General features: G+C 60.6%; 17 protein-coding genes. 12 read left to right on the forward strand and 5 right to left on the reverse strand.

What is annotated here, in order from left to right; translation table 11 throughout:
• Both FSO04_RS11000 and FSO04_RS11005 read left to right on the forward strand, forming a co-directional pair.
• Positions 1–1092 (forward strand): phosphatase PAP2 family protein (locus FSO04_RS11000; RefSeq protein WP_154559713.1); only part of this gene is annotated, 1092 nt, incomplete at its 5' end.
• Between the two features lie 48 nt (positions 1093–1140).
• Positions 1141–3375, forward strand: a complete 2235-nt coding sequence (locus FSO04_RS11005) for a S8 family serine peptidase (RefSeq protein ID WP_154559714.1) — start codon at positions 1141–1143, stop codon at positions 3373–3375.
• 105 nt (positions 3376–3480) lie between these two features.
• Here the strand turns inward: FSO04_RS11005 and FSO04_RS11010 are convergent, their stop codons facing one another.
• Both FSO04_RS11010 and FSO04_RS11015 read right to left on the reverse strand, forming a co-directional pair.
• Entirely contained in the window at positions 3481–3747 is a 267-nt protein-coding gene (locus tag FSO04_RS11010) for a hypothetical protein (protein ID WP_154559715.1), read from the reverse strand.
• Positions 3748–4026: 279 nt separating this feature from the next.
• Positions 4027–5466 carry an aminotransferase-like domain-containing protein gene (locus FSO04_RS11015; protein ID WP_233464812.1) on the reverse strand — a complete coding sequence of 480 codons (1440 nt, stop codon included), beginning with the start codon at positions 5464–5466 and terminating at the stop codon, positions 4027–4029.
• A gap of 273 nt (positions 5467–5739) precedes the next feature.
• Between FSO04_RS11015 and FSO04_RS11020 the strand changes: the two genes are divergently transcribed.
• The 10 genes from FSO04_RS11020 to FSO04_RS11065 all read left to right on the forward strand — a co-directional run bounded on the left by FSO04_RS11020 (position 5740) and on the right by FSO04_RS11065 (position 17163).
• Positions 5740–6939, forward strand: coding sequence for a pyridoxal phosphate-dependent aminotransferase (locus FSO04_RS11020; RefSeq protein WP_154559716.1), 1200 nt, complete (start codon positions 5740–5742; stop codon positions 6937–6939).
• Between the two features lie 28 nt (positions 6940–6967).
• A complete protein-coding gene (locus tag FSO04_RS11025) occupies positions 6968–7828 on the forward strand; it encodes a fumarylacetoacetate hydrolase family protein (protein ID WP_154559717.1) in 861 nt (286 codons plus the stop codon).
• A 60-nt stretch (positions 7829–7888) separates the two neighbouring features.
• Complete coding sequence (locus tag FSO04_RS11030) at positions 7889–8605, forward strand: transporter substrate-binding domain-containing protein (RefSeq protein WP_154559718.1); 717 nt, start codon at positions 7889–7891, stop codon at positions 8603–8605.
• 5 nt (positions 8606–8610) lie between these two features.
• Positions 8611–9519, forward strand: a complete 909-nt coding sequence (locus tag FSO04_RS11035; RefSeq protein WP_154559719.1) for a LysR family transcriptional regulator — start codon at positions 8611–8613, stop codon at positions 9517–9519.
• Between the two features lie 132 nt (positions 9520–9651).
• Positions 9652–10458: an aspartate dehydrogenase gene (locus FSO04_RS11040; RefSeq protein WP_154559720.1), complete on the forward strand. Its 807-nt coding sequence runs from the start codon at positions 9652–9654 to the stop codon at positions 10456–10458.
• 89 nt (positions 10459–10547) lie between these two features.
• Complete coding sequence (locus tag FSO04_RS11045; protein ID WP_154559721.1) at positions 10548–12029, forward strand: aldehyde dehydrogenase family protein; 1482 nt, start codon at positions 10548–10550, stop codon at positions 12027–12029.
• A 66-nt stretch (positions 12030–12095) separates the two neighbouring features.
• A complete protein-coding gene (locus tag FSO04_RS11050; RefSeq protein ID WP_154559722.1) occupies positions 12096–13412 on the forward strand; it encodes an MFS transporter in 1317 nt (438 codons plus the stop codon).
• 149 nt (positions 13413–13561) lie between these two features.
• Positions 13562–14440: a PhzF family phenazine biosynthesis protein gene (locus FSO04_RS11055; RefSeq protein ID WP_154559723.1), complete on the forward strand. Its 879-nt coding sequence runs from the start codon at positions 13562–13564 to the stop codon at positions 14438–14440.
• Between the two features lie 91 nt (positions 14441–14531).
• Complete coding sequence (locus FSO04_RS11060; RefSeq protein WP_154559724.1) at positions 14532–15971, forward strand: aldehyde dehydrogenase family protein; 1440 nt, start codon at positions 14532–14534, stop codon at positions 15969–15971.
• The gene (locus FSO04_RS11065; protein ID WP_154559725.1) at positions 15940–17163 is read left to right on the forward strand and encodes a trans-sulfuration enzyme family protein; all 1224 of its coding nucleotides are present in this window, start codon (positions 15940–15942) and stop codon (positions 17161–17163) included. The genes FSO04_RS11060 and FSO04_RS11065 overlap by 32 nt, the downstream gene beginning before the upstream one ends.
• A gap of 90 nt (positions 17164–17253) precedes the next feature.
• Here FSO04_RS11065 and FSO04_RS11070 read toward each other — a convergent pair whose 3' ends face one another.
• From FSO04_RS11070 to FSO04_RS11080, 3 genes are all read right to left on the reverse strand, one after another.
• Positions 17254–18375 (reverse strand): tyramine oxidase subunit B, encoded by a 1122-nt coding sequence (locus tag FSO04_RS11070; protein WP_154559726.1) that lies wholly within the window; start codon positions 18373–18375, stop codon positions 17254–17256.
• 66 nt (positions 18376–18441) lie between these two features.
• The gene (gene eno, locus FSO04_RS11075; protein WP_154559727.1) at positions 18442–19716 is read right to left on the reverse strand and encodes a phosphopyruvate hydratase; all 1275 of its coding nucleotides are present in this window, start codon (positions 19714–19716) and stop codon (positions 18442–18444) included.
• Position 19717: 1 nt separating this feature from the next.
• On the reverse strand, positions 19718–21127 hold the full coding sequence (locus tag FSO04_RS11080) for a glycerate kinase type-2 family protein (RefSeq protein WP_154559728.1): 1410 nt from the start codon (positions 21125–21127) through the stop codon (positions 19718–19720).
• Between the last annotated feature and the right edge of the window lie 102 nt (positions 21128–21229).

Consider the following 21229-nt stretch of genomic DNA (forward strand, 5'->3'; position numbering starts at 1 on the left):
GCGCTGATGGGACACCGCGACGGGATAGTGGGCAGTTGGCGGACTCCGGAGCTGGTGACGCTCAACAAAGATAATCAGAAACTGCAGGATCTCACCACACCGCAGCCGCCTGCGCTCGACGATCCCGCTCAACTGTGGCGATGGGAACCTTGGGTGCGCGCGACGGTGTTCGATTTCGAACTGCTGACCAGTCTGAAGTTTTCGTTTCCCGACCCTTACACCGCCATGCTGTCTCATCGGGCCGCGTCAGGCGGCGCGGACGTGAAAGTCGTCTCTTTGAGCCGCCCGGACGTGGCCGTTTTCACGAAACAACTCGACTGGCTGGACTTCTATTCGGACCTGCGCGAGGACCGCGCCGCTGAGATACTGTGTCAGATGGGCCCACAAGTGGCATTCTGGAGCACCCTCATCTATCTGCACCCGAGCCGCACGCCGAAGACGCTCGAACTGCTCGATGCCGCTGTGCGGTTCGCAATCTTCGCGGAAATTCGCTTCAAGCATGCGATAGCGGCGCAAAGGGCCATCGAGTACTCGACCCAGGTGCAGCCGATGATCCAGACGCCGGGGCATGGCTCGCTACCGAGCGGCCATTCGACTCAGGCGTTCATTATCGCGGTAGTGCTGTGCGCATTGTTCAATGCGCAGCCCAACTCCGTATTCCGTCAGCAGGCGATGAGGCAGGCGTACCGCGTCGCGGTGAATCGAACGGTGGCGGGTGTGCATTTTCCGATCGACAGCATTGCGGGGCACGTGCTCGGTACTTCACTCGGGGAATACTTTGTCGCGCGGTGCAAGCCGAAGCTTGGCGGCAACGGCATGATTACTCCGCGCTATTTCAAGGGCAACGGTATCAACGCCAACGGTCCGCACGGCAATCCGGATTTCGATTATCACGAGCCGCTGAGCGACGCCGATGTCGCTGCCTATATCCTGAACAATCCGGCCATGACCGCGCCACAGGTGCGGGCCTACTTCTCGTTCATCGACTGGGACGCTGCGCAAACGGCCGTGGATGGATCCGACATTCTGTGGTGGCTATGGAACCAAGCGGCGAGCGAGTGGACGGGTAAGAGTCTCCAGAACACGCGTTAGCCGTAAGCGTGTCGATGCGTGCAGAAAGGGTGGCATACGAGGTGGCATATGAGCTGGCAATCTTTGGCGGGCGGCGGCGCGTGGAGCGGTCTCAACTGGATCGGACGCGCCGCTAACAGCACCCGCGCCGACCCCTATCTGGCGTGGGCGGACACAACGGCGTTTGCTCACCTCGGTGGGCAACCCACCGGTTGGGTGCGCGTCATCCTTGAACTGGAAGCGCACTGGCCAGTGGCGGGCGCTCCGCCCCTTACCGCGCAGACGTTCGCGGAGAGTCTGGAAAACGCGAATGCCGCGTGGAAGACTTGGATTCAAGTATCGACCGTCTATCGCTTTCCGCCGCATGATCTGGAAGCGTCGCGCTTCCTGACTGCGATCGTGACAAAGCAGTTCTTCACCGAAATCGATGGCGCCATGAAGGGTGTCGTGAAGCGCTTTGAACTCGGGATGCCGATCGCTCCTGGCGACGCGGTGCAGTCTGTGGCTCCTGGTTCCGAAGCGTCCATGCCGGGAACGCAGCCCATCTTCGGTCCCGTCGTTCAACCGGGCGCAGCGGCCACTGACGCGCCGCACGCCGTCTTCATGGGTGTCATGGACGACGGTCTGGCGTTCGCTCACGAACGCTTTCGTTCCGTCGCCGATATTCCGTTGACCCGTATCGAATACTTCTGGAACCAGGATGACGCAGCGGTGGCATCACTCGGCGTGCACTACGGGCGTGAGCTAGCCGGCGCCGACATAAACGGCTTGCTCAATCAGTGCGTGACCAAAGGACTCGTGGATGAAGACGCCGTGTATCGGCTCAACGGTTACGTCGGCGCGCGCAAACGCTGGGCGCACGGCACCGAGGTGATGGATCTCGCGTGCGGCGTGAGGCACAACAAGATCGAGGCCGCCGCGTTGACCCTGGAAGGGGAGCGGACGGGAACGGTTCAACCGCCGCGTATCCTGTGCGTCCAGTTCAGGACGGCAGGGCGAATGATTCGCGACACGTCCGGGCTCTGGTTCGCCGTTCATGCACTCGACGCGATCCGCTACCTCCTGCGTCGCGCCGACGATCTTGCCGAAGGCGCGGGGTACTCGGTTGTACTCAACCTGAGCTACGGCTATATGGCGGGTCCGCACGACGGCAGTTCGATCATTGAAAGCGCGATGGATGAACTGATCGGTCTGCATCGCGATCTATCGATCGTCGTACCCGCGGGAAACAGCAACATGCTGCGCTGTCATGCGGAACTCAAGCTCGAGAAAGGAACGTCGAGCCCGCTTACGTGGCGTGTCCTGCCCGATTGCGCCACGCCCGGTTTTCTTGAGATATGGTTGCCGAAGAATGTCGACGCATCCAATCTGACTGTTCAGATCACACCTCCGGAAGGAGGCACGAGCCCCGCGTTTCCCGTCGAGAATCTCTACACGTGGCAACCGGGGCGCAATGTGCTGTGCACGGCGGTCTATCTGGATCGCGTCGCCACGGGGGACTGCAAGATGATCCTGATCGCACTCGCCCCTACAACGATGAATCATCCGCAGCGCGATCCGGCGCCGGCGGGCAACTGGACCGTGACGCTGACGAACGGGTCGAGTGACGATCTGGAGATTCACGCGTGGGTACAGCGTAATGAAACGGCCTACGGCTATCCACTGCGAGGGCGCCAGTCGCGCTTCGAGGATCTGGCGTACAAGCGGTTTGTTTTTGGGGCCCACGTGCGGGACTTCGACGAAGGCAATCCGTCGACGTGGATCAAGCGTAGTGGCACGTTGAGTTCCATTGCGACTGGCGAGCACACCGTCGTGGTCGGTGCCTATCGCAGGACTGACGGACGCGCTGCGACCTACTCATCGACCGGACCTTCTCTTCTGGCGACGCAGCGATCGGGTCCGGATGCGGCGGCGGTCAGCGAAGACTCCGTCGCGTGCGCAGGCGTGCTGAGCGCGAGTACGCGCAGCGGCTGCCTCGTTGCGTTGAGCGGAACCAGCGCCGCGGCGCCGCAGGTGGCCCGCTTGCTGGCGCGGCAAAAAATCATCGAGTACGCGAATGGATTGCAGCCCAATACGTTCACGCCTCAGCCTTCCGCTCGCGTGTGGATTGAAACCGAGGCGAATTCCCTCGATCCAGATCAGGTCGCGGCGGTCCCTCACCTGCTAGGCCCATGCTTCGGCACGTTGAATCCACCACCGGTGCCGCTCGGTCAACATGCCTATGTGCCGCGTCTGCTTGAGATTCGGGCAGGCTCCGGCAGGTTGCCTTCGCCGCGCTGGAAGAAAAGAGGTATCAAGCTGTAGCGAGGCCATAGCGCGAGGAGGACCGAGTCTTGTTCACCCCGGCCCCCGTCGTGCGTCGCCTGCGTCACGTGCGTCCGCTGCCGCGCTCCGGAGCGGACAGAAAGATCATTGACCTCCCTTGAAAAGCTGCTGGAGCCTTGCCGCTTCTCCGTTGTGCTGCGAGCGCACGAGGTCCTGATAGACATCGGCACGGGTTTTGCCTTGTTGAATCGCGGCGCCGCCCGACATCGAGTTGGTCGACATGTCTGACCCTTGCGAACTGTTCAGGATTTCGGTTGCCGTCGGCGGCTGTTGCGCGGTGGTTTCCTGCGCGTTTGCCTGCCATGAGCACGCGCAGAGCACGCCGCTGACCAGTAAAAGTGCTGTCTTCATTTTGACTCTCCTTTCGAAATGGCGGCGCATGCACCCGCTGCGCCGAACCGAAGCGCCGATGTGCGCCGTGTCCAGGGAGAAAGCGGGTCGCTCCGTGGAACGGAGTGAGTGCGATCGGGCGAGGTTGCAGAGACGCTTAGGTTGATTGCAGTATGTGTGTCGGGCGCGGGCTCGGCTATATGGCATTGGTGATAGACGGGGGCGCTCTTCGAAGTGATGGAGCATTGCGCCAGCGATGCACGGGAGAGCTGAGGTCGGGTGTCCGCGCACACGAGGCGCTTAACCCTCGAGCAACGCTCGCGCAAGCCGTCCCAGCCGGTGGACGCCATCTTCGATGCGATGGTCCCAGGCATGCCCGGCGCTCAGCCTGAGGCAATTGCGAAAGCGCCGGCTTGCGGAGAAGACGTCACCGGGCGCGAAGCAAATGCCTTGTTCGAGCGCTTCGTCGAAGAGCGCGCGCGAGTCGAAGCGCCTCGGCAGTTCCAGCCAGAGCATGAAGCCGCCTGCTGGCCGGCTTACTTTCGTGTCGGTCGGGAAGCTTGCCTCGATCGCACGCGTCATGCGCCCGAGGTTCTCTTCGAAGATGCGCCGCACGCCGCGCAAGTGTGCGTCGTATGCGCTGCTCTCCAGAAAGTCCGCGAGCGCGACCTGAGGCAGAACGGGGCAGCAGAGGCTGAAAGCCAGCTTGCGTTCCATCACCTGCTGCGCATAGGCGCCCGCCACAATCCAGCCGACCCGATACCCAGGTGCAAGGCTCTTCGAAAACGAGCTGCAGTAGATCGTATTGGCGCCGCCGTCGAGCGCGATGAACGGCTTGGGCCGTTCGCGTCCGAAGTGGATGTCGCCGTAGACGTCGTCTTCGATCAGCGGCACGGCATGCCGCGCGAGCAGAGCAAGGAGCGAGCGCTTGTCGGCTTCGGCCATCGCGCAGCCAAGCGGGTTGTTGAAATTCGACGACAGTACGCAGGCGGCCACCGGTTCCGTATCGAGCAGACGGGCGAGCGCGTCGACGTCGATGCCGCGCGTCGGGTCGGTGGGCAGCTCGAAGACCTTCAGGCCCAGCACTTCGAGAGTATGGAGGAGGCCAAAGTAAGTGGGTGATTCGATCGCAATCGAATCACCACGCTTCGCGACAGCGGTCAGCGCGAGTGTCAATGCCTCGGTGCAGCCGTTCGTGATGAGCAGGTCGTCAGGCGACAGCGCATGTCCGAAGTGCATCGCCCGTTTTGCGATTTCGCGGCGCAGGCGCGGATCGCCTTGCGGCGCGCAATAGATGTTGTAGCGCGTGCCGTGTTGACGTGCGGCACGCGCGAGCGCGAGGTCGAGCCGCTTCGATTGCAGCAGCGCCGCGTCGGGTACGGCGCAGCCGAGCGGCACCAGCGCCGGGTTCGACACGTGCTCGAGCAGTCCCGCGACGGCGCCGCTGATCGACACGGTCGACGCCTTCGCGCGCGGCCGCGAGATCGATGGCAACGCGAGCGCGCCGCGGCGCGAGCCCGCGACGTAAAAGCCTGACTGCGGCCGCGCGACCAGAATGCCGCGATCCTCGAGCAGGCGATACGCCTGTAACACCGTGGAGATACTGATGCTGTGCTGTTCGCTGACCGCGCGCACGGATGGCAGACGCGTGCCCGCCGCGAGCGCGCCATTGTCGATCATGCCGACGATGAGCTCAGCCAGGCGCTCGTAGCGGTACGGAGTGGGCGTGTCCATGTCCATGGAAGGGCTCATAACGGTGTAATCGGTGTAAACCACGATTATCGACCCGGCGCCGCGGCTCGCCAAGAGGAATTGTGATGGTCCATTTCGCAGAAAATTGTGACTGTTATGGTCGGTGGGTGAGCGCTACGATGCATGCGTTGCGATCGCGTCTGAAGGAGCCGGGGTGCCGTGCACAGCGAAAACTGCTGTCGGGGCCGGGCTGGAGCGGCTGTTTGGCTGCTTGCAACGGATCGTCTGACAAACAATTCACAGCAAATGCAAGGCAAAAGCATGCAGGGTATTCAACAGAATCTCGACGAACGACAACAGGCTGGCTTCAGCGAATCGAGTCCCAAGTCGTGGCGCGGGCGATTTCCTCGCAACGAGATCATTTCACTTCTTAATGTGAACCGGCCGTTCAACCTGGCGGAGAGTACGTCGCAGGACCTGACGCTCGGCGAACTCTTGTCTTTGGCGGGGCTCGAGGATATCCGCAATCTGAAGCTCGGCTATGGCACATCCGCCGGTTCGGTCGCGCTTCGCGAGGCAATTGCCGAGGGCTGCAAGGTTCCAGCCGAGCAGATCATCACGACACAAGGTACCGCGCTCGGTCTGTTTCTTCTCGCTTTCGAAGTTTGCCGGTCGGGCGACGAGGCTGTCCTCGCGACGCCATGCTTTCCGCCGAGCCGTGATTGCCTGCTCGGCGCCGGCGTTAGCGTCCGCGAGATCAGGCTGTCATTCGAGAATGGCTATCGGTTGGACCTGGACCAGATCGAGGCAAGTCTGTCGTCGAAAACGAAGCTGATCAGCATCGCTTCGCCACAGAATCCGGCGGGTATCCAGACGTCCCGTGCCGACGTCGAGAGGCTCCTCGTCCTGATGAAAAAGCGGTCTCCGGACGCGATACTTTTCATCGACGAGACCTATCGGGAGGCCACCTATGGCGACAATGCGGCGCTCGAGAGTTTCGCGGGACTCGATCCACGTATCGTCACCGGCGCGTCGGTGTCGAAGGCGCTCGGCGCGCCGGGCCTGCGCACCGGGTGGCTCACGGTGGCGAACGCGGATCTACGGGAGCGTCTGGCCGTCGCCAAAATGAACACCGTGATTTCCGGATCGGTACTCGACGAGACGCTCGCCACAGCGCTTCTGCGCAACAGGGAAAGCGTGCTTGCACCGCGACGCCGCTTGCTCGCCGCTGCGCTCCAGGAACTGGCGCTTTGGTGCGAGAGCGAGCACGAGCGCATCGAGTGGGTGCGTCCTGACGCCGGCGCGTTATGCTGCCTGCGCCTGCGCGCCGACGCATTCGACGACGTTGCTGTCGCGCGCTTCTGGGATTTGCTGCCGGGTCACGATTTGCAACTGGCATCCGGCGCATGGTTTGGCGAAAGCAGCCGTGTATTCCGGCTGGGATTTGGCTACCTGCCGCCCGCGCGTCTCGGACCCGCACTGTCAGCACTTTCAACGGTCATGGACGCCGCTACGGCATGACGTGTCGGCATAGGTTGGAAACATCACGATGAAACTTGTCCGATTTGGCCCGCCTGGTGACGAGCGACCAGGTATTCTCGACGCCTCCGGAACGGTACGCGACGCCAGCAGCCTGGTTCGTGATTGGTCAGGGAGCGCATTGGAGGCAAGCTCTTTGAGCGAAATATTGCGGGCTGATCTTTCGCGGCTACCGGAAGCGCCTCCAGCCTCCCGCCTGGGCAGTCCAATCGCAGCGCCGGGCAAAATCGTATGCGTGGGACTGAACTACGCGGATCACGCTGAGGAAACCGGTTTTGAACTGCCGCAGGAGCCGCTCGTGTTCTTCAAGTCTCCGACTGCGCTGAGCGGACCATTTGACCCAATTGTGATTCCGGCGACTGCCAAAGCGGTCGATTGGGAAGTCGAACTCGCGGTGGTCATGGGCGGCGTGGCGCTCAACGTTCGCCCCGAGGAGGTTGCGTCGTTCATCGCTGGCGTGGCTGTCGCCAACGACGTCACTGAGCGGCATTGGCAGTTCGAGCGCGGAGGGCAGTGGAGCAAGGCGAAAAGCGCGGACACCTTCGCTCCTTTCGGGCCCTGGCTGGTCACGCTGGACGACCTTCCCGCGTCGCTCGATCTCAGGATCTGGTTGCAAAAAAATGAAATGCCCCAGCAGGAAAGCCGTACCGGAAAAATGGTGTTTTCCGTCAGCCAGATCATTGCCCATCTAAGTGAATTCATGACCTTGTTGCCCGGCGATCTCCTCCTGACTGGAACGCCTCACGGCGTTGCGTACAACAAACCGAAGCCAGACTATCTGAAGGAAAGCGACGTCATTACTTGCGGAATCGAGGGGCTCGGTTCGCAGCGCTGCGCGGTTCAGGCAGCTGTGTCATCGACGCACAAATGAATCGCCACGCCCAAGGGCGGGCGACCGGAATCTTAACTACTGGACATGTGGAGCACAGCTATGAAAGTAAGAATCGCGTATCTCGAGGAACCGCCGTTCTACTGGACGGGTGAAGATCATTCGGCGACGGGCGCCGACATCGAACTGGCCGAGGTGGTGCTTCGGGCGATCGGTGTGACCTCCATCGAACATCAGTTGACCTCGTTCGAAGAACTTCTGCCTGGTGTGCAGGAAGGCCGGTGGGACATGAACGTACCCATTTTCGTGACCGCCGAGCGCGCCGAGCGCGTTGCGTTCAGCGTGCCGGTCTGGGCGCTGGGCGACGGCTTCCTGCTTCGTCAGGGCAATCCGAAAGCGCTGACGAGCTACGCGGCCGTTGCGGCGCGCAACGACGCGCGGCTTGGAATCGTTGCTGGGACGGTTCAGCTCGACTCTGCAAAGTCGGTCGGCGTGAGCGATAGCCAGATAGTGGCGTTCAAGGGCCAAACCGAAGCGATCGACGCGCTGCTCGCGGGAAAAATCGACGCCTACGCGAGCACGGCAGTTGGCAGCCGTGTTCTTGCCAGCGCAAATCAGGAACTGGAAGTGGTGGCGCACGAAACGAGCAAGGATGGCAGAGCACCTGTCGGCGCGTTCTCGTTCAGCAAGGGCAATCCTGACCTTCTGCAGGCGGTGAATGAGCAACTTCGCAAGTACCTCGGTTCGGCTGATCACCGTGCCCGAATGGCGAAGTACGGGCTCACACAGACGGAACTCGACAGCGTCAGCGCAACCTGAGCGGAATGATCCAGCCCCAGTCACTCAGGTATTTCGCCGAAGTTGCGCGCACGGGTTCGTTAAGACATGCTTCAGAGACGTTCTTCGTTGCACCCAGCGCGATCAGCAAGCAGATCAGCAACCTGGAAAAGGAACTCGGCGCGGCGCTGTTCGACCGCTCACCGCGCGGTGCGACGCTAACCGCAGCCGGCCAGCTATTGCTCGACTACGTGAACGCCAACACGCGCCACGTCGAGCAGTTGCACGCTGCAATGGACGACCTGAGCTCATTGCGCCATGGTGTGGTCCGGATCGCGCTGGTTGAAGCTGCCGTGCATAGCTTCATGCCCGACCTGATCACGGAGTTCTCGCGTGACCACCCGGGTATCGCTGTCCATCTCGAGGTCTGCGGAACCGCACAGATTGTCGACGCCCTCGTCGATCATCGCGCCGAGATTGGCATGGCATTCAATGTCCTCAATCGCGACGACATCAATCTTCATGGCCGCTCAATCCAGCCATTGCAGATGATATGCCGGCCGGAGCATCCACTCGCCGGCCGGAAAACAGTGTCCATGTCTGAACTGGGTAATGTGAGAGTCGCGTTGCCGGCGCGGACCTTCGGCATTCGCTATCTGATCGAAAAAGCTGCCGAACGGGCGAACGTCGCGCTTCAGGTTGCGATTGAAGCGAACTCACTGCAGGTTATCAAGAACCTCGTCAGGCAATCGGATCTTGTCAGTTTCATGCCGCCACTCACCCTCGAGCAGGAGACGGCTCACGGATGGTTGCGGGCAGTACCGCTGGACGAGCGCAATTCCGGGTCGGCGACCATTGACGTGATCAGCTTTCGCGGGGGACAACTGTCGGTCGCGGCACAGCGTTTCCTCGACCTTCTGATCCGGCGTCTCAGAACAGGTCGCCAGTTTCCCTGACCAGGCACCCCCAGTGTTCTGTTTTTGTGACGATAGACGTCACTTCGAGCACCTTCCCCGGGAAATTTGTATCCCATCTAATGCATTCATCACGTGGGGCCGAGCCCGGGCACCACGAACCGAGTGAGGGACATGATGAATGTTGGATTGATAGGATGCGGCGCCATCGGCAGCCTGCTGTACGACCTGCTGAGCCGGCACGTACCCGCCGTTCGTGTCGTGGCTGTCTATGAACGGGACACACATCGCGAGGGAGCGCGCAGGGCGCTCGACGCCGACGCGCGGATTGTCTATAGCGTTGATGACTTCCTTGATAGCGATCTCGACCTCGTCGTCGAATGTGCAGGCCACGAAGCGTTGCGTAACCTGGGCCCGTCCATCCTGGCGGCGGGGCACGACATGCTCGTCGCCTCAGTCGGTGCGTTGGCGGATCCCACGCTCGAGACGCTATTGATCGACAGCGCGACCGTCGCAGGGGCACGTCTGCGCATTCCCTCCGGGGCGCTGGGCGGGCTCGATGCGCTTGGCGCGGCGAAGTTCGCCGGCCTGCGCGAGGTGCGCTATGAATCGCACAAGGCACCGGGCGCCTGGCGGGGCACGCCTGCCGAAGCGCTGGTTGTGCTCGACGACATCAAAACGCCGACAGCCATCTATGAAGGCACGGCGCGAGATGCGGCGCGCCTCTTTCCGCAGAACGCCAACGTGGCCGCCGCGGTCGCGCTGGGCGGCGTCGGCTTCGATCGGACCAGGGTGGTGCTGTACGTCGATCCGCTTGCAATCGGCAACACGCACCGGATCAGGGCCGAAGGCGATTTTGGCCACATTGATATTGCGGTCACGGGCAAGACCCTGCCGAGCAATCCGAAAACCTCGATGCTGGCGCCGTGCAGTCTCGTGCGTGCGATCGCAGACCTCAACCAGACCCTGGTCGTCGCATAGCCGGCGAGAACACTCCTCGTTGGAACCTTCACACGGATTCGAAGTGAGCGGCCGTGAGTAGAAGCACCGATTATAGATAAGGATGCCAAATGAAATATGACATTGAGACGAAAACCCAACCCACCAACGCTGTGCGCAGCCCCTATGACGGCGCTGTGGTTGGCTATATGCCGATTGCCGATGCTGACGCTGTCGAGCGATCGATCGAGCGTGCACAAGCCGCGTTCGAGATCATGCGCCAACTGCCTCGATTCGCACGCGCGGATATTCTGCAACGCGCGGCGGACCTGATTGAATCACGGCGCGATGAGTTCGTGCGTACGATCGCGGCGGAGTCGGGCAAGCCCTTGTACGATGCGCGAGGAGAGGTTTCGCGTGGCATCTTCAACTTGCGTAACGCGGCTGCCGAAGCACGGCGCAGTCATGGTGAAGAAGTACCGCTCGATATCGACGCGGGCGTTTTCGAATACCAGACCACCGATGCCAGCGGCAGCGCTACGGAATTGTCCCGCCTCGATCTCGACAAACTGGCGGGCATGCGCCGTCGTGTGGGTATTGCAAGACGCTTTCCGATTGGCCTCATCCTGGCGATCTCGCCGTTCAATTTTCCGCTCAATCTCGTCCTGCACAAAGTCGCGCCGGCGATTGCGGTAGGTAATGCCGTCGTGCTGAAGCCTGCGCCGCAAACGCCGCTTACCAGTCTTTTGCTGCAGGAGGTCATGCGCGATGCGGGCCTGCCCGACGGTGCGCTGGAGGTGTGTCACTGCGGTATTCCCCTCGCGGAGTCGATGGTCCGGGACGACCGCTTCGCCATGGTGACATTCACGGGCAGTGCCAAGGTCGGCTGGCATATCAAGTCGATTGCAGGCCACAAGAAAGTCGCGCTTGAACTCGGCGGCAACGGCACGGTGATCGTGGCGGAAGACGCGGACCTGGACCTCGCGGCGGCGCGGTGTGTTCGTGGCGGCGTGGTGTTCGGTGGACAGTATTGCATTGGTGTACAGCGCATTCTCGTGCACGAGAATGTACGGGCTCAGTTCGAGGCAAGGCTGCTCGACAAGGTACGCGCGTGCAAGGTCGGCGATCCGATGGAAGAGCGCATCGACGTAGGTCCGGTGATCGACGAGAAATCGGCTATCCGCATCCAGGGCTGGATAGACGCAGCGCTCACCGGCGGCGCGCGTCTGCTGGCTGGTGGCCCGCGTGTCGGCGCAGTCGTGCAGCCGACCGTGCTGGCGGATACTCAACGGGGCATGCTGGTCGAGGACGAGGAAATCTTCGGACCTGTACTCACGCTCAACAGCTATCGCACATTCAATGAAGCTGTAGAGCGCGCCAACGATTCGCGCTATGGCTTGCAGGGTGGCTTGTTCACGCGAGACCTGCAGCGCGCGTTCAGGGCGCTGGAGAAATGGGATGTCGGCGGCCTGATGATCAATGACGTGCCGATCTATCGCATCGACAACATGCCTTTCGGCGGCTGGAAGGAATCCGGCACCGGCCGTGAGGGCACACGGTACGCGATGGACGAGATGTCGGAAATCAAGCTGCTCGTGATCAACTATTCGTGAAGCCAGGTTGCGCGTTTCGCTGAAGACTGCGAAGCGCGTCTTCCATGTCCTCTTCCAGGATTCAACATGTCGACGTCTCCCCTGAACATTCCCTCCTGTGATCTTGAAGACGACGCTCCGACCGGGCGCAGTCTCTATCGCAAGCTCACATGGCGGCTCGCCCCATTCCTGGGTCTATGCTTCTTTGCCGCATTTCTGGATCGCGTGAATGTAGGCATTGCCAAGCTGCAGATGCTCGATTCACTCGGATTTAGCGAAACGGTGTACGGGCTCGGTGCCGGACTGTTTTTCGTCGGCTACATCCTGTTTGAAGTGCCCAGCAACCTGATGCTCGAGAAAATCGGCGCCCGCTTCTGGATCGCGCGCATCATGGTCACATGGGGCGTGCTTTCCGGGCTGACGATGTTCGTGAAGACGCCGGGGCAGTTCTATCTCGTGCGTTTCCTGCTGGGCGTGGCGGAAGCCGGGTTCCTGCCCGGCGCACTGCTTTACCTCACCTACTGGTTTCCCGACGCGCGGCGTGGCCGGATCGTCGCACTCTTCATGGTGGGCTTGCCGCTGTCGAGTCTGATCGGCGCGCCGCTTTCAGGCTGGATCCTGTCGATCTTTGACGGCGTGCACGGCCTGCGAGGCTGGCAGTGGTTGTTCGCGCTGGAAGCAATGCCTTCTGTTCTGCTTGGTGTGCTCGTCTATATCTTCCTGCCGAAAACGCATCAGGGCGCGCGTTTTCTCAGCGCCGCCGAACTCACGAGGCTCAAGCGGGACATCGGAATCGATCGGGAGGAAAAGAAGGAGCATCGGCTGGCGCAGGCGTTTACCAATCCGAAAGTATGGGTGGTGGGCTACCTCGACCTCTGCGTATTGCTCTGCTTCTATTCGATAAGTTTCTGGATGCCCACGATGCTGCGCGATGCCGGCGCGAAGAGTGCGATCGAGATCGGTGCGCTGATGGCGATCCCCAATGGCCTGGCGGTTGTCATGGTTCTGCTAACCGGGATCAGTTCCGACCGGTTCCGGGAGCGTCGCTGGCATGTCGCCGTGCCTTTGCTGTGCTCAGCGTTTGGCCTGATCGCAAGCGCTTTTTTTCCGGGGAGCGTGGCCGCCATCGTCATCCTTCTCTCGATGGCAAACGCCGGGGCCGCGGCGGCGATGCCGGTGATCTGGGCGCTTCCGTCAACGTTTCTTCGCGGCACGGCAGCAGCAGCCGGCATTGCATTCGCGTGCTCGATTGCCAATCTTGGAGGCTTCGCGAGTACCTATTTCCTTGGCTGGCTGAAAGACCGGACACATAGCGTGGGCGCGGGTGTCATCACGTTCGGTATCTGCCTGCTGCTGGGTTGCGCGCTGGCGCTGGCAATGCCGAAGCGGGTCGTCAACCGGTGAGCGTTTGCCATTCCCGTTGGGCGAAATTGTAATGGTCGAATGGGCGAAAAACTGTGACTGTTATGGTTGGGCTGCACGCGCTACGATGTATGTGTTGCACTTGCATCCAAAGAGTACCCAGATGTCCACGCGAGTCAGACGAGGCGAACATGAAACGATCTTATAAAGTGGTTGACGTCTTCACCGCGAAGCCGCTTCTCGGCAATCCGGTGGCCGTGGTACTGGACGCGGAGGGCCTGACTACTGACGCGATGCAGGCCGTCGCGCGCTGGACCAACCTGTCAGAAACGACCTTTGTCCTTCCGCCCACAACAGCCGGGGCCGACTATCTCTTGAGGATCTTCACGCCGCGTAGCGAGCTTCCCTTCGCCGGACATCCGACTCTGGGTAGTGCTCACGCCATCGTGGAAGCGGGGCGTGTCACACCGCGCGAAAGCGGTCGATTGATTCAACAATGCGGCATCGGCCTCGTCGAATTGACGCTCGAGGAGCGAGGCGCAGACCGCCAGCTCACGTTTAATCTGCCACCCGCGAAGCTGGACCCGCTGCAGGCCGCAGATGTGGCGGAACTGGAGCTGATCCTCGGCTGCAAAGTGGACCAGAAGACTGCGCCAGGCATCGTGAATGTCGGCGCCATCTGGATCGTGGCGCATCTGAACGATGCCGCTACCGTACTCAATCTTAAGCCGGATTTCGTCAGGTTGGCGGAGCTCGAGCGCCGCCTGGGCGTCACGGGCCTGACCGTATTCGGCCCGCGCGAGCATGGAGACGATGCGGCAATCGAAGTGCGTACCTTCGCGCCGTCCTGTGGCGTGGAGGAGGATCCAGTCTGCGGAAGCGGCAACGGCAGCGTGGCGGCTTTCCAGTGGCAGCGTGGACTGTTGCCGCCCGGCGGAACAGATTACGTGGCGGCTCAGGGACGATGCGTCGGTCGAGATGGGCGAATCAAGGTTAGCGTGGATGCGAACGGAAATGTGCGCGTGGGCGGTTCCTGCGTCACATCTGTGGAGGGCTCGCTTACGCTCTAGACAGGGACCGGACGCGAGACGCGCTGAAACGGTTTGCGCGTTGGCTTCTGAAATTTTCCCCATTCGCAAGAAAGGACGCAGGCGCTTCGAAATGAATTCCGAATTCCCCATTGACTCATTGCCCGGCTTTATCTCGGTCACCAATCCCTTCGATGGCGTCGAAGTCGGCACGGTCGTGAACATTCCGCCGGAAGGCGCGCAAGTGCTGATCCAGACCGCGAAGGAGGGCGCGCGCGTTTGCCGTAGCCTGTCCCGTCATGAACGCTCTCGCGTGCTCGAGACCTGCGCATCGCTCGTGGAGCGTGATGGGGACGCATTTGCGAATCTCATCGTCGCGGAAGCGGGTAAGACGATCAAGCAGGCCCGGAAAGAAGTGCTGCGGTGTGTGAACACCCTCAAGCTATCCGCCGATGAGGCACGTCGAAACGCAGGTGAGGTCGTGCCGTTCGATGCGTATGGTGGATCGGAAAACCGCCAGGGATGGTTCACCCGGGAACCGCTCGGCATTATCGTTGCGATCACGCCGTACAACGATCCACTCAACCTGGTTGCGCATAAGCTCGGCCCGGCGATTGCCGGCGGCAATGCCGTCGTTCTCAAGCCGTCCGAACTCACGCCGCTATCGGCGATCAAGCTCGTCGGATATCTGGTGGCGGCCGGCATGCCACAGAACGTCGTGTCGGTCGCGACGGGTGGCGCAGCGCTCGGCGAAGCACTCGTCTCATCCCGGGACGTCAGAATGGTTTCGTTTACCGGTGGATTCGCAACCGGAGAGAGAATAGCCAGTTCCGCAGGCCTCAAAAAGCTTGCGATGGATCTGGGCGGTAATGCACCCGTCATCGTTCTGAACGACTGCGACCTTGAGGACGCTGCTACGTCGTGTGTGTCAGGAGCGTTCTGGGCCGCAGGCCAGAACTGTATTGGCACGCAACGCATTCTGGTTCAGTCGTCCATCTATGACGCGTTCAGGACGCGTTTCGTTGCCGGCACCAAAGTGCTCAAGACGGGCAATCCCGCGTTGCCTGACACGGACGTCGGGCCGATGATCACGGCTCAGTCAGCGGCTCGCACGAAACGCGTGGTGGATGCCGCGCTCAGTCAGGGAGCCGCACTGCTGTGCGGCAATACTCAGGACGGTTCGCTTTACGCACCAACGGTACTTGAGGACGTCAGCTTCGAATGCGACCTGTGGAAGCAGGAAGTATTCAGCCCGGTTGTCGTTCTTCAGCGGATTGAGACACTGGATGAAGCACTCTCGCTCGCCAACAGCTCCGAATACAGTCTGCATGCGGGCATCTTCACAAATGATCTGCATGCCGCGCTCAAGGCAGCCGACAAACTGGACGCTGGCGGCGTCATGATCAACGATTCATCGGACTACCGATTCGACGCCATGCCATTTGGGGGATTCAAGTACGGAAGCCTCGGCCGCGAAGGTGTCAGATTTGCGTACGAGGAAATGACTCAACCGAAGGTCGTGTGCATCAGGAAGGCGGTATATGGCAACCATGAACAGTCAGCAACGGCCTGATAAGGACGAACCGGCAAGCCTTTCTTTCGCCAGTCAGGCCGTGCATGCCGGGAACGTCGTTGACGCCACGACGGGCGCGATCCGTACGCCGATCGTGATGGCGAACTCGTACCAGTTGCCCGATGACCCGTCTTCACTCGACTGGTCGGATTCTCAAACGCTGTTCTACACCCGCAATTCTGGCCACAATCAGCTTTGCCTCGAGCGTAAGCTCGCCGCAATGGAGTGCGGTGAGGATGCAGCCGTTTTCAGCACGGGCGTTGCTGCGTTGCATGCGATCTTCTTCACGTTTCTGAAGAGTGGCGATCATGTCGTGGTCAGCGATGTAACGTATGAGGCTGTCTGGCGTCTTTTCAGTGAGCTGCTTCCGCAACGGTACGGTATCGAAGCGACGTTCGTGGACATCAGCGACCTCGCTGCGGTACGCGACGCTGTACGCCCGAGCACGAAACTGATTCATGCCGAAACGATTGCGAATCCGACCACGAAGGTGGCAGATGTGGCGGCGCTTGCAAAGCTCGCACACGATGCTGGCGCCATGCTGTCGATCGACGCGACGTTCACGCCCCCGCCGATGTTTCGCGGCCTTGAACATGACGCGGATTTCGTGGTTCATGCGCTGACGAAGTACATAAACGGGCACGGCGATGCGATGGGCGGAGCCGTGATCGGGCGTACGGAACCGATTCGCCGTCTGAAGGCCGATGCGCTTGTCGATGTGGGCGGTTCAATCTCGCCTTTCAATGCGTGGCTGATCATGCGAGGCTCAGTGACCTTGCCACTGCGTTTGGCTCAGCACGTGTCTACCGCGCAGAGGGTCGCCGAATTCCTCGACAAGGATTCGCGCATTGAATTTGTGGCGTTTCCGGGACTGCCTTCCCATCCTCAGCATGCGCTTGCGTCGCGCCAGTTTGGTGGCATGGGATACGGCGCTGTCATGGCTTTTGCCGTCGAAGGTGAACCGGAGATACAGAATCGCTTCGTGGCCAACCTGCGTCTCATTACCTCGGCGGTATCGCTTGGCCACGACGAGTCCCTGATCGTGCACGTCGGCAAGGCGGGACGGGGCGGATCGGAGCGCTATCCGGACGTTTTCCGGGAATATGGTCATCTGCGTCTGTCGATTGGTCTCGAAGACCCAGCCGATCTGATTGCGGATATCAAGGCGGCGCTCGACGAGACGTTCGCCTGATTGGCAACGCGTTGGAAAGTGGCTGACGGTAGCACATCGTCAAGGGGCCGGTAGCCCCCACTGAAGCCGCGCCTACCTTGTTCGGTCAACTCACAACGCGCTGGGCTTCTTCCAAAGATTCAGCGATTGGCCAATTCCCTGCCGCACTGCATTCTTGTAAATTTCAAAACCCCAGCTGATGTCGAAAACAGCCATGCCACAGGCAATGAAAATGACTCGCTCTTCCGCATTTTCTCGCCCGGGCTTATTGCCATTGACGACGTCGCCCAGGCCAGTCGAATCCGCCAGCGCGGGCAGTTTGCCGGCATCGATCAACCGGTAGAACGGGCCGCCGATCACACCGCTGTAGTAGGCGTCTTTGTTCCCGGACGCGTCGGCATCCTCGACATACGCCTCTTGCAAGGGAGTGTGATCGAAAACGATCTTGCAATCGGTCAGGAAAAATTCGTCTGTATTGAACGGCCCCGACACCAGGATGGTCGCCCCTTCCTTGATCCATTCATCCTTGAAGTAGAGCGGCTTCAGGCGCGAGGCCGCGACCGTGATGACGTCCGCATCACGAAAGCCTTGTTCAGCCTCGTCGACGCCGATGGCGCTGATACGGTATTTTTCCTCGACCCAGCCGGCGAACTCGTTCGCCTTGTCCAGGAAAACGTCAAAGCAGATGACTTTCTCGACCGCGCCGAGTTGGGTCATGATTGCCGTGAAGCAGGCCTTGTTGATCGGACCGCAGCCGATAACCGATACGGTCTTCGAATCCTTGTTGGCCAGATGCTTCGCTGCGACGCCAGGCACAGCTCCGGTTCGCGCCGCACTCAGAAGATTCGCCGACATAAGAGCCAGTGGCGCCCCTGTGTCCTTATCGTTGAGCATCATGGTCAGAATCGAGCGCGGCAATCCCTTCTCCGCATTGGCATGGTTCGACCCATACCATTTATTGCCACAGACATCGAAGCGTCCACCCAGATAGCCGGGCATGGCGGCGAATCGCCGGTCCGGTCCCGCCACCGGCATGTTGGGAAACTTCGTCTCTTTCGGGAAGACGATGTTCAGGCCGTGATTGTTGTGATTGGCGCCGCCCATGAGGTAATCGCCTTTACCAAGAAGACTGAAGGTCTCCTCGCAGACAGAAACACAACGCGCTGCATCCAGTACGCCGGCTGTGATCATGTCCGGCTCTGAAAGATAGAGAAAGTCGATGTTCGGATACATTTGAGTTCACCTTTTCGAAGTGAGTGGGGTGGCATATCGGCGGGTTTCAAACATCAGCAGCGCGCGTCAAAACCGAAGAAGTGGCGAGATGTCATAGAGGCGGCAACCGGGGCTGCGTGCATTGGCACGCATCAGGAAGTTCAGCTTTTCGATGCGTTCTCCGGAACGCGGCGCGCCGTTCTTTTGAAACGGCACCTGGAGGCCGACCGAGAAGTCCATCACGACGTCATCGACGACGCCACCGGAGCGGCCTGATGGCACCGCGATCATTCCGTGTTCTTCTGCAAATCGATAAGCGTCCAGCGCCTCAGTGATCGTGCCGACCTGATTGGGCTTGAGTACGAAACCACTCACGGCGCGGAGTTCGTAAGCTTTCCTGAGCAAGGCAGGGTTGGTCACGGTCAGGTCGTCGCCGAGCACGATGGTGCGGTCGAGTTCGCGAACCGCCTTGACGTAGCCGGTCCAATCGTTCTCGTCGAGCAGATCCTCCATGAAAATAAGGGGGAAAGTTTCCGTCAGGTACCTGGCGTAGGCGATCAGTTCGTCCGACGACACCCACTTGCCTTTCAGCAGATAGGTATGGGTCTCCTTGTTGTACATCTCGCTCGACGCGCAATCGAGCGCGAAGGCGATCCGGCCTGTATAGCCGCACGCGTCAACGGCCTTCTGCATTAATGCGAGGATCGTTTCAGGGTCGTCTGACGGCGCGGCATAGCCATAGGAGCTGGCAACCTGTGGCTTATGTCCCAGGTAGTCTGTGAGCACGTCCGCGAGCTTCTGGAACACGGCGACGGCCATCTCGATGGACGAATCGACGTGATCAGTGCCGTAGGGAACAATCAGGAACTCATTGAATGCCTGCGTCAGTCCTTCGCATCGGCCGCCGTTGATTACGTTGAAACAGGGGACGGGCACCGTTCGGATGTCGCCACCCGCAATGTGCTTGTAAAGCGGAGTCGAGAGCGCGGCCGCCGCGGCGCGGAAAGCTGCAACCGATACCGAGTAGATCGTATTGCCCCCGAGACGACGCTTGTCGGGTGTGCCATCAAGGGCGATCATTTTTCCGTCGATGGCTCGCTGATCGAACACGTTCATGCCGATGAGCGCCGGACCAATCACGTTCACCGCATTGTTGACGGCTTGATGAACGCTTAGCCCCTTGTAGGTCGACGGGTCGTTGTCTCGCAGCACAAACGATTCGTGCATGCCCACCGAAGTGCCAGTGGGCGCGGCGCCCAGCCCGATTGCACCGCTCTCGGTGCGGATCTCGACTTCGACAGCGGGGCGGCATTTGCAGTCGATGATCTGCTGGGCCCGGACGGATGCGATCCTGTCTTCCATGTTATTCACCCGCCTTCGGCTCAGGAATGTAAAGGATGTTCAGGTCGCACAGGTTGGTGCCGGTGTTACCGGTAAAAACAGTGGAGCGAATCGAATCGAGCGCCTCGAAGCAACTGTGCTCACGCAGCGCCTGGTACAGGCTGATTCCTTTGTCGGCCGCAGCCTTGAAGCTGGTGGAATCGGTAATGCCACCGGCGACGTTCGCTGTGCCGTCCGTGCCTTCGCTATCGATCGATAACAGGCACGCGCCCTTTGTCCTCGCGGCCGTGATGGCAAAACTCACGGCCATTTCCTGGCCTGGGCCACCATGGCCTTTGATCACGCTGTTGTCGTCGATCAGCGTCGTAACCTCGCCGGAGCTGAGAAGCACACAAGGAGGTTTGAGCGGGTTGCCGTATGTCTGGATTTCGCGCGCAATCGAAGCGAAGAAAGTGCCGGCGTCACGGCTTTCGCCCTCGAGGAAGGACGAAACGATCATGGCCGGAAGACCCATCTCCTCGCAGATTTCCTTGGCGTAGATGCAGGAATCCGGCAGCGTGTTGAGCAGGAAGTAGGTGTTGTCGGGAAACGCTTTGGGCGTTTCCGCTTCAGGGCCGGCGTTCATCAGATAATCGACAACGCTTGCAGGCAACCGCTCGGCGACATTGCGATTGACGATCGTTGCGCGCGCATCGTCGAGCGTCGTCATGTCGGGGCCGATCGGCGTGCTTTTATACGCCGGATAGGGCACGGCGATATCGCCCGTGGCAGGCGAGCCCACCGCATCGCTGATACCGAAGCCGATCAGTTCGGCGCCTACGTCCTGAATGCGCTTCGCTAGCATGCCGCCGTTCAAGGCCGAAATGTGACGACGCACGGCGTTGATTTCGTAAATACCCGCGCCGGATTTCAACAGCACGTCGGTGGTATCGATCTCATCCTGCAAGCTAATGCCCTCGATCGGGCACGACATGAGTGCTGAACTGCCGCCGCTGATCACCGCAATGAACAGGTCCTCGGGCCCAGCCTGATCGACGAGTTCGATAATTTTCCTGGAAGCGCGGTGGCCTTCTTCGTTGGGTAGCGGGTGTCCACCCACGAAGACTTCGGTCCTGTTGAATCGATCGGTTTCCTCCAGGATCTTTACGATCGCGATCCCCTGGGTCAGGAAGTCTCCCAACACATGATCTACCGCCATGGCCATGTGATTGCAGGCCTTGCCGGCCCCGATCAGGTACACGTTGCGCTTCAGCGATAGATCCCATGAGCGGGTTCCAACATGCAACACGGTACCGTCCATGCGCATGATGTTTCTGATCCGCCGATAGCTGTCCAGGCGCTCGAGTGTGCGATCGGCAATCTCGAGCACGACTTGTCTGGAGGGCGAGTCGCCTTGCGAGAGGATCGCGTTTGCATTTCGTATCTTGTTCATGCTGAGGAAAGACAGTGAGAGTTGTCGCCACAGAGAGAGTCGGGCGGGATGGCCATCAATTTAGGCAAATGGCCTGCACAGATACATGTACACTTGGTGGGG

Source organism: Paraburkholderia madseniana (assembly GCF_009690905.1).
Classification (GTDB): domain Bacteria; phylum Pseudomonadota; class Gammaproteobacteria; order Burkholderiales; family Burkholderiaceae; genus Paraburkholderia; species Paraburkholderia madseniana.